Source organism: Corynebacterium halotolerans YIM 70093 = DSM 44683, from assembly GCF_000341345.1.
GTDB classification, from domain to species: domain Bacteria; phylum Actinomycetota; class Actinomycetes; order Mycobacteriales; family Mycobacteriaceae; genus Corynebacterium; species Corynebacterium halotolerans.
The window spans coordinates 536511-549056 of the sequence record NC_020302.1; the positions used below are offsets into that span (position 1 = coordinate 536511).

Consider the following 12546-nt stretch of genomic DNA (forward strand, 5'->3'; position numbering starts at 1 on the left):
ATGAGTGACACCATCACCTCCGCACGCGCCACCGCCCGGTTCGTCCGCGTCTCCCCGATGAAGGTCCGGCGCGTTCTCGATCTGGTCCGCGGCAAGTCCGTGTCCGAAGCACTGGCCATCCTGAAGTACGCTCCGCAGGGCGCCGCTGAGCCGATCGCCAAGGTCGTCGCCTCCGCGGCCGCCAACGCCGAGAACAACTTCGGTCTGGATCCGCGCACCCTGGTCGTCTCCGAGGCTTTCGCCAACGAGGGTCCGACCATGCGTCGTTTCCAGCCGCGCGCCCAGGGTCGTGCTTTCCAGATCCGCAAGCGCACCAGCCACATCACCGTGGTGGTCGAGAGCCAGAAGGAAGGGGCCAAGTAGTGGGCCAGAAGATTCATCCTCACGGTCTCCGGCTGGGCATCACTTCCGACTGGAAGACCCACTGGTACGCCGATGAGCAGTACGCAGATTACGTCGCCGAGGACATCAAGATCCGCGAGTTCTTCTCCAAGGGACTGGACCGCGCCGGTATCGCCGATGTCGTCATCGAGCGCACCCGTGACCGCGTCCGCGTCGACATTCACACCGCCCGCCCGGGCATCGTGATCGGTCGCCGTGGTTCCGAGGCCGACCGCATCCGCCGCGAGCTCGAGAAGCTCACCGGCAAGATGGTCGCCCTCAACATCCTCGAGGTCAAGAACATCGACGCCAACGCTCAGCTGGTGGCACAGTCCATCGCCGAGCAGCTCGTCAACCGCGTGGCCTTCCGCCGCGCGATGCGCAAGGCCATCCAGTCCGCGATGCGCCAGCCGCAGGTCAAGGGCATCAAGGTCGTGTGCTCCGGTCGTCTCGGCGGTGCCGAGATGTCCCGCACCGAGCGCTACCATGAGGGTCGCGTTCCGCTGCACACCCTGCGTGCCGAGATCGACTACGGCTTCTTTGAGGCCCACACCACCTTCGGCCGTATCGGCGTCAAGGTGTGGATCTACAAGGGTGACGTCGTCGGTGGCCGCCGCGAGTCCGAGATCAACGCTCCGGCCGAGCGCCGTGGCCGCGGTGACCGTGCCGGCCGTCCGCGCCGCGGTGGTCAGCGTCGTCAGCGCGCCGAGCAGAAGCAGGAGGGCTAAGAATGCTTATCCCCAAGCGCGTTAAGTACCGTCGCCAGCACCGTCCGACCCGCTCGGGCATCTCCAAGGGCGGCAACCGCATCACCTTTGGTGACTACGGCATCCAGGCTCTCGAGCCGGCCTACATCACCAACCGTCAGATCGAGTCCGCACGTATCGCCATCAACCGCCACGTCAAGCGTGGTGGCAAGGTGTGGATCAACATCTTCCCGGACCGTCCGCTGACCCAGAAGCCGCTCGGCGTGCGTATGGGCTCCGGTAAGGGCCCCGTCGAGAAGTGGGTGGCCAACGTCAAGCCCGGCCGCATCCTCTTCGAGATGAGCTACCCGAACGAGGAGACCGCACTCGAGGCCCTGCGCCGCGCAGGCCAGAAGCTGCCCTGCAAGGTCCGCATCGTCAAGAAGGAGGACCAGTTCTAATGGCAACCGGTACCCCTGCCTTTGAGTTCCGCGAGCTGGACGCCGAGGAGCTGAACAACCGCCTGGCCGAGGCCAAGGAGGAGCTGTTCAACCTGCGCTTCCAGATGGCCACCGGCCAGCTGACCAACAACCGCCGCCTTCGCACGGTCAAGCGCGACATCGCCCGCATCTACACCGTTATCCGCGAGCGTGAGCTGGGCCTGTCCGTCGTTCCGGGAGCTGAGGCTTAAATATGAGTGAGGCAAACGTGACTGACAAGAAGGAGAAGGGCGCTCGCAAGACCCGCACCGGCGTCGTGGTTTCTGACAAGATGCAGAAGACCATCGTCGTCGAGATCGAGGACCGCAAGCAGCACGCCCTCTACGGCAAGATCATGCGCACCTCCGCCAAGGTGAAGGCGCACGACGAGGACGAGACCGCCGGTATCGGCGACCGCGTCCTGATCGCCGAGACCCGCCCGCTGTCCAAGGACAAGCACTACCGTCTCGTCGAGATCATCGAGAAGGCCAAGTAGAACCGGCGTTACTCGAATGAAAGGCCCCGCACACATCGTGCGGGGCCTTTTCTCTGTCTTCGCGTCGGCGCCGATCGTGCGTCGAACGTCGGGGAAGATGCCCGAGGTGCCTCAGAAAGCCGCCCGCACAGGAGCCACGGCAAGTGGGTTGGGCATCTCCCCGGCATACAGCAGGGAGGAATTCTGGTCCCCCAGATTGACCATGGAGGTGGGGTTGCGCAGCTGCAGTCGGTTCAGGCAGGAGTGCCGGAACGTCCCGGACAGCAACGGCAGTCGGCCGGCGGTGCCTGGATGGTCGGCGTCGTATTCCTCGACACACTCACGGCAGGCCAGCCAGAACTCCCGCTCGGGCAGGAATCCGTGGTCGTCGAGCAGCGCGGCCAGGTGCCGGAGGACCCCGTCGATGACGTCGGTGTGCACGGACAGCGCGCGTTGAGCATCGTCGATGTCCCCGTGGTCGGCCATGATCCGCTCGAGCCCGGGGGGAAGCCGACGGACGTGGTTGACCACCGCGACCTCCTCGCCGAGATCCTTGAAGAAGGACCCGACGGGTAGGCCGTTCCGCAGCTCGAGGATGATGTTCTCACCGTGTGGCATGAACACGATGTCGTACCCGATCAGCGCCCGTAGCACCGGACGCAGGTACACGGCCAGGAGCGCGTCCACCCAGGAGCGGGCACCGACGCCGGAACGCTCGATCCATTCGCCGACCAGCGGTCGGCCGGCGGCGTCGATGTGCAGGACCGCCGCGAGAGTGGCGGGCACGGTGCCGGGGCCGAGCATCGGAACCGGCGATTCGCGCCACAGGGCGGAGAGCATCTTGAGGTGGCCACCGTCCCCGGCATGGCCGTCGCGCACGCTGCGGTGATAGACGTCCCCGGTGAACCCCACGGTGGCCACCTCCCGCAGTAGCCGCACATTGCGGGACCGCAGATCCTCGTCCTCACCCAGGGTCGTCTGGAGCCAGTCGTTGATGGCCGGGGTGTGGTCCATGTAGGCCGGGGACAGCCCCCGCAGGAACCCCATATTGCGGACGGCCACCGCGGTCTTGATGTACGCCGCCTCCGGGCGGCTGACGTTGAAGAATGTCCGCAGCGACTGCTGGGGACGGTGCAGGTCCTCCCCGGGGCCGAGGTAGACGAGATCGCCGGCCACCAGGTTCGTGGCGAATGTCGTGGTCACCCGGTTCTCCCACTGCCACGGGTGGACGGGCAGCGGGAGGTACTCGTGGGGGTCGAGTCCCCGGTCGAGGAGCTGTTCCCGGAAACGCCGCCAGAGACGGGGACCCATCTGGGCGGGGAGGAAATCCGCGGCCCGGATGGAATCGGCGACGGAGTGGACGCACATACTCCGGCGGGCGGCCAACCACACGAGCCGGGTGGAACGTCCGAGTTCCGGGGCCCATGCCGCGAGATCCCGCTCGCTCATGCCACCCCGCCCTGCGTTGGCGAGAAACCCCGGATGACCCTCGGTCATCGCGGCCTCGATGAACTGGAGGTGGCGTGCCTGCCGGTGGGGATCGCTGAGCGACGCCGCGTCAGGTCCCGCGAGCCGGGCGGCATCCGGTCGGGGAGCGGCCAGGATCCTGGCACGCGCGGCCAGGGTCGCTTGGAGCTCCTCGAGGTAGGTGTGGAGAAAATCGGGCGGAACACCGAGCCTGGGCGCGGCGTCGGAGACGAGCTCCACGAGGCGCAGCGCACGCCCGTCGTCCGGGGAGAGTGAGTCCGGATCGATGCTCAGGTGTTCGAGCTCGTGCCCGAGGGCGCGGAAGCGGATCCCCCGTCCGCCGAAGAACACCCGGTACCACCGCCACCGACCGGAGGTGGGTTCCTCCGTCGGGCTGGCGGTCAGGAGACGTTCATGCACGAATTCCCGGATGGCCTTGGCAACCAACTGGCGTTCCGCTACGGTCCCGGCCGAAGTCAGATGCGTCGGGGAGGAGGGGCCCTCGGAGAGGGCCGCCAGCCCGGCGAGCTCCGAGGAATGGAAGGCCCCCGCCTCACAGATCTGGATGCGGGCGGTCTTGTGGCCGAGATCCGGACATCCGGATCCCGGGGCGTCATGGAAGCCGGCGAGGGCGTTCTTGGTCAGGACGGGGGTATTGGCGGCGTCGGGCTCGACCACGACACGACGCGCTCCCCGGACATCAGTGAGCCAGCGCATCAGGGCGGCGAACACCGCGTCGGTCAGGCCGTGGACCGGTTCGCCCCCGGGCGCCGCGACGAGCACGTGCATCCCGACGTCGCCCTCGCGCAGCTCCAGGTGAGGAGCCAGGGGAGAGCCCACGGGATCGTAGGTCTCGACGAGGGCGACGGGGGAGGCGTCGAGGTGGATCAACCACGCGTCCTCCGTCGTCGAGGTGTGGATGCGGGTGTACTCGTGGCGGATGTCGTCCGCGGAGGTGTCGAGGGCGCCCCAGAACCGTGACCGCGGGTGGGTGAGCCAGCCGTGGAGCGTGGCGGTGTCTCGGTCGGGATGGACGGGGCGGATGGTCATGTCGCCGACAGTGGTGTAGAGGGTGACGGACTGTGCGCTCACAGGCCCTCACCCCCGAACGACTGGTACGCGACCCCCCGTTCGACCGGGTATACCTCCCGGCCCAGGATCCGGGAGAGGATCACGGAGTTACGCCACGGGCCCATCCCGAGGTCCGGGGCGGAGAGTGCGTGGGTGTGTTCCTCCGCGTTCTGGACGAACAGCGTGCCCGCGTCATCGATGTCGAAGCCGAGTCCGACCGCCATCCTTCCGTGCTCGTCCCGGCGGATGTGATCGGCCACCGGCCGGAGGAACTCGGGGAGGCGGGGAGGCCGGTACCCGGTGGCGAGGATGACGGTGTCGGTGGCGTGGACGCCGCTGACCCCCGATTCGTCGTGGGTGAGGCGCAGCCGGTGCCGGCCCGTTGTGCCGTCGGTCGGTTCGGCCCCGGGCGTCCAGGCCGCGCTCACTCCGGTGCGGAGTGTGGAATGGAAGGAGCGCCGGATGCTCAGCCGGTCGAGGGTGTCGTAGATGTCGTTGATGAGCTCCGAGGAGATGCCCTTGTGCAGGTTCCGTTGCGTGCGGTTGATCCGGTCCCGGGCGTCGACGCCAAGGCCGTGAAAGTAGTTGGTGTACTCGGGGGATGTCATCTCCAGGGTGAGCTTCGTGTACTCCATCGGGAAGAACCGTGGGGAGCGGGTGAACCAGTCCAACCTGCGGTTGGATTCGGCGGCGTGTTCCATGAGTGCCCGGTAGATCTCGGCGGCGGACTGGCCCGAACCGACGACGGTCACCGAGGACGATGCCCGGATCTCGTCGAGGTGATGGAGGAAGTCCGACGAGTGGAAAACTCCGTCGGCCCCGGTGGCCTCGGCGAGTGCCGCAGGTACGTGGGGCACCGTTCCGACGCCGGAGACGATGTGGCGCGCTCGGATCCGCCGGACCACCGGGGCATCCCCGGTGGATTCGGTGGTGTCGCGGAGGGAAACCACCCAGGTGCCGTCGCTGTCCCGGTGTGCGGAGGTGACGAGGGTGTCCCACTGGGTGGTGCTCAACCGGGAGCTCACCCATGCGCAGTAGTCCGAGTACTCGGAGCGCAGGGGGTAGAAGGACTCCCGGATGTAGTGGCGGTGGATCCGGCCGTGCTGCTTGAGGTAGTTGAGGAAGGTGTATTCGCTGGTGGGATCGGCCAGGGTCGCCAGGTCCGCCATGAACGGGACCTGGATGGTGGCCCAGGGAAGCATCATTCCCTCATGCCAGATAAAACCCGGCCGCTGATCGAAGAACGCCGCACTCAGTTCGCCGGAGTCCACCAGCGGCTGGGTCAGAGCGGCGAGACCGAGATTGAAGGGGCCCAGCCCCACGCCCACGAGGTCGTAGGTGTCGGAGGTTGCCTCGGGATTCACGACAGGTGCTGCCTTTCTGCGGGGGAGGGGGTCTGGTCGGCTGATGACTGCGGGGCAGGGGTGGTGAGCTCGTGTCCGGTGTCACGGACCAGGGCGATCACCTCGCGGAGTTGGTCGACGGTCAGCGTTGGGTCGAGGATCGTGAACTTCAGACACGCCTTCCCCTTGATGACCGTGGTGGCGACCACCGCCTCACCGGAGTCGAAGAGGACGTCGCGGATGCACTGGTTGAGCTGTGCGGCATCGACGTCCGGTCCCGTCTGCGGGGGAGCGAAACGGAACAGCACGGTGGACAGCTGCGGGGGATCGACGAGTTCGAAGTCGGGATCCTCGTACAGTAATCGGGCGGTGTCCGTGGCGAGATCGCAGCAGCGGTCGAAGGCTTCACCGATGGCCGCGGCCCCACAGACGCGCAGCGTGACCCACAGCTTGAGGGCGTCGAACCGCCGGGTCGTCTGGAGCGAGATGTCCGCGAGATTCAACCGACCGGACGAGGCCGGATTGAGATAGTCGGCGAACCAGCTGACATGGTAGAGATCCCGGGCCCGCCGGACCAGCACAGCGGAGCAGGCCACCGGCTGGTAGAAGCCCTTGTGGAAATCGACGGTGATGCTGTCGGCCTGCTCGATCCCCGCGAGCCAGGAGCGCCGTCGGGGTGACACGAGCAGGGCACCGCCGTAGGCGGCGTCGACATGGAGATGGACGCTGTGGCGGCGGCAGACCTCCGTGATCTCCGGCAGCGGGTCGATCGCACCGCGGTCCGTCGTTCCGGCAGTGGCGATCACGGCCGCCGGCAGCAGCCCCTCCAGGCGGGCCTCCGCCAGTCGGCGGTCCAGTTCCGCAGGGTTGAGCCGCCCACGGGAGTCCTCCCCCAGGGAGATGATGCCCCGGTCTCCCAGCCCCAGCAGGCGGGCGGCGCGGGCGACGGAATAGTGGGCGTTGCCGGTGGTCAAAAACCGGATGCGGGAGAGGTTCTCCGCATGTGTGTCGGCGTCGGTCCCGCAGGATGCCAGCGCCTTTTCGCGGGCGATGAAGAGCGCCTGCAGGTTCGACTGCGTCCCACCCGAGGTGAAAACGCCGTCGGCGAGCCCATCGGTGAAACCGATCCGATCGGTGGTCCAGCGGATGAGGCGCTTTTCGATGAGTGCCGCCGAGGTGGCCTGATCCCAGGATTCCACAGCGGTGTTCACGCTGGTGGCCATGACCTCCGCGGCCACGGACGCGACGGTGATCGGGCAGTTCAGGTGGGCGATGTACCGCGGGTCGTGGTACCACACCGCGTGGTCGAGCCAGACGTCCCCGAGCTCCCCGATAACCTCGTCCAGGTCGCCCAGTGGCTGCTCGAGATCGACGGCGTCGATGGACTGTTCGAGCTCAAGGTGCGTGCGCGGGGAACGTGGCCGATCGACCCGGGCGAGGTGGTCGGTCGTGAACGCGGATGCCGCGGCGACGGCCGTCTCCAGCTGCCGTGCCTGTCCTCCCACCAGCTGCCCCTCCAGGGCAGGGGCGGAGCGTGATCTGATTCTTTCAAGTTCGGTTTCCAGCATGTCGGCGATGCTAGCAAGGTAAGGCTTGCCTATCTACCTTTTTATTGTTCCTTCTGTCTGGGAGGGATGGAAAACATGGTTCATCTCGGTGAATTGATTCGGGAAAAGTTTTCGTCCGCCGTGCCGTGCGGGCGTCATTCGGCGGGGGCGCCAGTCGGGGTGGGGGCTGATCCGGCTCGGTCCGGGCCACGTGAACTGCGGTGATGGGGCGAAAGGGGGATTTGATCGCGGTGGTGGATATGTGGTTAAATACTGCAGTTGCCTGTGCTGGTCGGTGAGGCGTGCATTTCCGAACCCTCACCGAGACCCTTCGACCGTCCCCGTGACGCGTTCGTCGATAAGCGCGGAGCACGAGTACATCGACCGCGTGCGCTCGGGACGGAAATCCGGCGCACATCAATCCAGGTCAAGGAGACCAACAGTGATCCAGCAGGAATCGCGTCTGCGGGTCGCCGACAACACCGGTGCACGAGAGATTCTGTGCATCCGTGTCCTCGGTGGTTCGACCCGACGTTTTGCTGGCATTGGCGACACCATCGTCGCCACTGTCAAGGAGGCCACCCCGGGTGGCAACGTCAAGTCCGGCGAGATCGTCAAGGCCGTCATCGTGCGCGCCAAGAAGTCGACCCGTCGTCCGGACGGCTCCTACATCAGCTTCGATGAGAACGCGGCTGTCCTCATCAAGAACGACAATGAGCCGCGCGGCACCCGTATCTTCGGCCCCGTTGCTCGCGAGCTTCGTGACAAGAAGTTCATGAAGATCGTTTCGCTTGCACCGGAGGTGATCTAGTTGAAGATCCACAAGGGCGATATGGTCCTCGTCGTCTCTGGCCCCGACAAGGGAGCCCAGGGCAAGGTCATCCAGGCGTTCCCGAAGAACGAGAAGGTTCTCGTTGAGGGCGTCAACCGCATCAAGAAGCACGTCGCGAACTCCGCTCCGGAGCGCGGTGCCGAGTCCGGTGGCATCGTCACCCAGGAGGCCCCGATCCACGTCTCCAACGTGATGGTCCTGGACTCCGACGGCAACCCGACCCGCGTCGGCTACCGCTTCGACGAGAACGGCAAGAAGGTCCGTATCTCGCGTCGTAACGGGAAGGACATCTAAATATGGCTGAGAATTACACTCCGCGTCTGAAGACCCGCTACCGCGAGGACATCCGTACCAAGCTCAATGACGAGTTCGGCTACGACAATGTCATGCAGATCCCGGGCCTGACCAAGGTTGTCGTCAACATGGGTGTCGGCGACGCCGCCCGCGACTCCAAGGTCATCAACGGCGCCATCGAGGACCTGACCCTCATCACCGGTCAGAAGCCGCAGCTGCGCCGCGCCAAGAAGTCCATCGCGAACTTCAAGCTGCGTGAGGGCATGCCGATCGGCGCCCGCGTCACCCTGCGTGGCGACCGCATGTGGGAGTTCCTGGACCGCCTGCTGACCGTCGCTCTGCCGCGTATCCGTGACTTCCGCGGCCTGTCCGACCAGCAGTTCGACGGCCACGGTAACTACACCTTCGGCCTGACTGAGCAGACGATGTTCTACGAGATCGACGTCGACAAGATCGATCGTCCCCGTGGTATGGACATCACCGTCGTCACCTCCGCCGCCAACAACGATGAAGGCCGTGCGCTCCTGCGCGAGCTCGGCTTCCCGTTCAAGGGCGAGGACGGCACGATGCAGCGCTAGTCGCTGAGCCTGACTCAAGGACACCGCCCCGGAGCACAATGTTCCGGGGCGGTTTTCTGATCCCGGTACGGCGGCGGAGGGGCACCGGCATGCAGCGCTGTCCCTTTCTCCACACGCTCGGACTGTGCCGGCAGTTGCCGGGGCCGAAGCGTGTGGAGGAACGTGCGCGCCATCCATATCGAGGTAATGGTCGGCCCGGTGCACTCAAATCACAAGAGGGTCGGCGGCGGAGGCACCGGCATGCAGCGCTGTCCCTTTCTCCACACGTTCGGACCGCTCCAGCGCTGGTCGGCTTTGAAGCGTGTGGAGGAACGTGCGTACCGCGGGCCCCTCGGGGACACCGCCGGCGAGTGGCCTGAAATTCCAGGCCCCTGGCGGCGACGGCACCTTCATGACACACGGGGATGTCCCTTCCACCACACAGTCGGGCTGCCCGAGGCTACCCCGCTCCCGGAGCGTGTGGAGGAGCGTGCGTGCCCCCGGCCCATCGGAAAGCCACCAGCCAAGCCACTCGAAATCACAAAAAATCGGCGGGAGCGAACCCCGACCCCAGAACCCCGGCCCGAACCCTAAGGTCCGATACCGTCCCCGCCCCTGTGCCGGAAATGACAGAATCCCGGGCGACCAACTCGGGTCGCCCGGGATTCTGTGGTGCACAGCCGGGGGCGGCGACGGGGGAGGAGCTACCTCTGCCCGATGGGGACCTCAGTTGCCGGAGGGGTCTCGCCGTTGAGCCCCGCCGTGGTGGGATCATCGGTGGCGGGGGTCGGCGTCGGAACAACCGGCGGGGTGAGGACCGAGGCGGTGAGCACCTTCGCGGAGTAGTTCAGGAAGCCGATGTGGGCCTCGAAGCGGTCGAGCACATCGTCGATGACCTGATCGCGGGAGATGCCGTAGAGGTCGTAGCCCTCGGAACCGGTCTCGGTGAAGACCTCGAGACGGTAGTACTCGTTGATCGTCGGGGAGGGGCGGGCGCCGAAGGTCGGCACCGCGGTGGGCACGGCCACCACCCGGTAGAGGAAGGTGCGCTCCTCGGGGATGTAGACGTGCAGCGAGTGCTCGGGGATGCCGGTGGGCGTCTCGTCCTCGGAGGAGTAGGAGACGTTGTAGCCCTGCTCCTCGAACTCGTCGGCGACCTCCTGGAGCGCCGGGGAGATGGTGGAGTCGACGAAGCGGAGGATCGACTTCTCGGTGGGGTAGTTGCGCATACCGGCGAGCCGCTGGCGCCAGTTCCTCTCGGGTGCCCGGCCACCGGTGGCGGCTTCCGTGCGCCGGCGCAGGATCTGTCCCTCGCGGTCAGCCTTCTCCATTCTCAGCGCCTTGGAGAAGGAGAACATGACCAGGTAGGCCACGATCGTCACGGGCAGGGCGAAGATCAGGGTGGCGTACTCCATGGTCACCACGCCGCCGGCGAGCAGCATGGCGATGGTGAGCACCGCGGTGATGATCGCCCAGTAGATGCGCAGCCACTTCGGGCCGTCCTCCGAGGGATTCGGGATGGAGGCGGAGAAGTTGGACATGACCATCGCTCCGGAGTTGGCGGAGGTCAGGTAGAACAGCAGACCGGACAGGGTGGCCAGGCCGATCAGGAACATCGCTCCCGGGAACATCTCGAGCAGGGCGTACCAGCCGCGCTCGGGGCTCTCGATGGCCAGCTCGCCGAAGGCGGTGTTGCCCTGGAAGACGACCTCGTTGATGGCGCTGTTACCGAACAGGGACACTATGACCAGGTCACAGAGGACGGGGATGGTGATGGCGGCGATGACGAACTCGCGCAGGGTGCGGCCACGGGAGATACGGGCCAGGAACAGGCCGACGAACGGTCCCCAGGCGAGCCAGAACGCCCAGAAGAAGAGGGTGGCACCGGACATCCACTCGGCGCCGCCGGACTCGTAGCCCATGGTCTGGGTGATGCGCTCGGGCATGGTCCAGAAGAAGCGGCCGATGTTCTCGACCAGGGCGTTGAGCAGGAAGGCGGTCTTGCCGGTGACGAGGATGTAGAGCATCATCGCCGCGGCGACCCACAGGTTCGCCTCGGAGATGAAGCGGATGCCCTTGTCGACGCCCGAGGTGCACGCCGCGATCGTCATGACGACGGCGACGAGCACGAGGGCGATCTGCAGGCCGAGGCCCTGCGGCAGGCCGAAGAGCAGCGAGAAGCCCACGTTGAGCAGGACGACGCCGATGCCCATCGAGGTGGCCACGCCCATGACGGTGCCCACCAGGACGATGATGTCGAGAGTGTCGCCGGCGGCACCGCGCACACGCTTGCCCAGCAGCGGGTAGAGGGCCGCGCGGATGGACAGCGGCATGCCCCAGCGGTAGGCGAAGTAACCCATCGCCATGCCGAGGAGGGCGTACATGGACCAGCCGGCCATGCCGTAGTGGAACATGGTCCAGATGACGGAGTCCTGGAGCGCCTCGGCGCTCTGCGGGTCCGCGTTCGGCGGGTCGATGTAGTGGCTGATCGGGCCGGTCACCGAGTAGAAGAGCATGTCGATGCCGACGCCGGCCGCGAAGAGCATGGCCACCCAGGTGACCAGTTTGTACTGGGGCCGGGAATGGTCGGGTCCGAGACGGACGCCACCCTCCCTGGACAGTGCCACCCAGATGACGAAGCCGATGACGACGGTCACGGTCAGGACGTAGAACCAGCCGAGGTTCTCAGCGATCCAGTACACAATCGACTGCATCGTGTTCGCCGCGTTCGTCGGGGCGAAGATCGCCCACAGGGAGAAGGCGACGATGATGGCCGAGGAGATTCCCAGCACCTGCCAGTTGATGCGGATCTCCGTTCCCTTGGAAACCTCGGTCTGCCCCTTGAGCAGTTCCTTCGAGGACGAGGGAGGTCGATTTTCCTCTCGGTTGATCTCGCGTTTCGTACGCTGACGGTCACCGGAGAGGGTTTGGTTGACCGCGCGTCGGGTCTGTTCCTTCCGGTTCATGCTGGAGTCCTCGGACTCAGCCATAAAAACTCACTTTCTGTCGGTCACACCGGCTGTTAAACCAGGTGGAAACGAAAAAATCGTTCCCGTGTCGGCGCCACCTTTCCCCCGCAGAACGGGCCCCCACCCTGATTCTGCAACGGCGCCTGTCCACGAGATATGCCATCAAGTGTGTCCCGCGCCTCGATCTGCGCTGCACCGGCGTGTGCCTGGGACCACAGTGATTATAATGGAATTACTAATAAAATCAAGAGAAAGTGAGAGGTAAAGTAACTCATGTGGGGTGGCCGCGTCTCCCGCATGTCCCGCCGCGGGTGTCGGTAAACGTGCTTTCATCTGGGGGAATCATCGATAAAGCGCTCTCGTGCCCAGTCGGCTGGACCTTTACCCGCCGCAGCTGCGTAAAGTGGGCAGAGTCACTGAAAAGATGATCAAATTGCCATGGACA

Annotated in this window: 12 protein-coding genes; 8 read left to right on the plus strand and 4 right to left on the minus strand. The window is 65.8% G+C overall.

The window, feature by feature from the left end; translation table 11 throughout:
- The 5 genes from rplV to rpsQ are packed head-to-tail and all read left to right on the plus strand — an operon-like array spanning position 1 to position 2042.
- Positions 1 to 363 (plus strand): 50S ribosomal protein L22, encoded by a 363-nt coding sequence (gene rplV / locus A605_RS02530; RefSeq protein WP_015399934.1) that lies wholly within the window; start codon positions 1 to 3, stop codon positions 361 to 363.
- The gene (gene rpsC / locus A605_RS02535; RefSeq protein WP_015399935.1) at positions 363 to 1109 is read left to right on the plus strand and encodes a 30S ribosomal protein S3; all 747 of its coding nucleotides are present in this window, start codon (positions 363 to 365) and stop codon (positions 1107 to 1109) included. Before rplV ends, rpsC begins: the two co-directional genes overlap by 1 nt.
- Before the next feature lie 2 nt (positions 1110 to 1111).
- The gene (gene rplP, locus A605_RS02540; RefSeq protein ID WP_015399936.1) at positions 1112 to 1528 is read left to right on the plus strand and encodes a 50S ribosomal protein L16; all 417 of its coding nucleotides are present in this window, start codon (positions 1112 to 1114) and stop codon (positions 1526 to 1528) included.
- Positions 1528 to 1758 (plus strand): 50S ribosomal protein L29, encoded by a 231-nt coding sequence (gene rpmC / locus A605_RS02545; protein ID WP_015399937.1) that lies wholly within the window; start codon positions 1528 to 1530, stop codon positions 1756 to 1758. Before rplP ends, rpmC begins: the two co-directional genes overlap by 1 nt.
- 2 nt (positions 1759 to 1760) lie before the next feature.
- Complete coding sequence (rpsQ, locus tag A605_RS02550; RefSeq protein ID WP_015399938.1) at positions 1761 to 2042, plus strand: 30S ribosomal protein S17; 282 nt, start codon at positions 1761 to 1763, stop codon at positions 2040 to 2042.
- A gap of 111 nt (positions 2043 to 2153) precedes the next feature.
- Here the strand turns inward: rpsQ and A605_RS02555 are convergent, their stop codons facing one another.
- From A605_RS02555 to A605_RS02565, 3 genes are read right to left on the minus strand one after another with little or no spacing between them, the layout of a single operon-like run.
- Positions 2154 to 4580, minus strand: a complete 2427-nt coding sequence (locus A605_RS02555) for a GNAT family N-acetyltransferase (protein WP_015399939.1) — start codon at positions 4578 to 4580, stop codon at positions 2154 to 2156.
- Positions 4577 to 5923, minus strand: a complete 1347-nt coding sequence (locus A605_RS02560) for a lysine N(6)-hydroxylase/L-ornithine N(5)-oxygenase family protein (RefSeq protein WP_015399940.1) — start codon at positions 5921 to 5923, stop codon at positions 4577 to 4579. The genes A605_RS02555 and A605_RS02560 overlap by 4 nt, the downstream gene beginning before the upstream one ends.
- Positions 5920 to 7470 (minus strand): pyridoxal phosphate-dependent decarboxylase family protein, encoded by a 1551-nt coding sequence (locus A605_RS02565; protein WP_081602069.1) that lies wholly within the window; start codon positions 7468 to 7470, stop codon positions 5920 to 5922. Before A605_RS02565 ends, A605_RS02560 begins: the two co-directional genes overlap by 4 nt.
- 421 nt (positions 7471 to 7891) lie before the next feature.
- Between A605_RS02565 and rplN the strand changes: the two genes are divergently transcribed.
- Genes rplN through rplE form a run of 3 tightly spaced genes read left to right on the plus strand, consistent with a single transcriptional unit; the run spans position 7892 to position 9153 of the window.
- On the plus strand, positions 7892 to 8260 hold the full coding sequence (gene rplN, locus A605_RS02570) for a 50S ribosomal protein L14 (RefSeq protein WP_015399942.1): 369 nt from the start codon (positions 7892 to 7894) through the stop codon (positions 8258 to 8260).
- Entirely contained in the window at positions 8261 to 8575 is a 315-nt protein-coding gene (rplX, locus tag A605_RS02575) for a 50S ribosomal protein L24 (protein ID WP_015399943.1), read from the plus strand. It abuts the gene before it with no gap.
- Between the two features lie 2 nt (positions 8576 to 8577).
- Entirely contained in the window at positions 8578 to 9153 is a 576-nt protein-coding gene (gene rplE, locus A605_RS02580; RefSeq protein WP_015399944.1) for a 50S ribosomal protein L5, read from the plus strand.
- A gap of 683 nt (positions 9154 to 9836) precedes the next feature.
- On the opposite strand, the gene betT is transcribed toward rplE, so the two are convergent.
- Complete coding sequence (betT, locus tag A605_RS02585; RefSeq protein ID WP_015399945.1) at positions 9837 to 12122, minus strand: choline BCCT transporter BetT; 2286 nt, start codon at positions 12120 to 12122, stop codon at positions 9837 to 9839.
- Between the last annotated feature and the right edge of the window lie 424 nt (positions 12123 to 12546).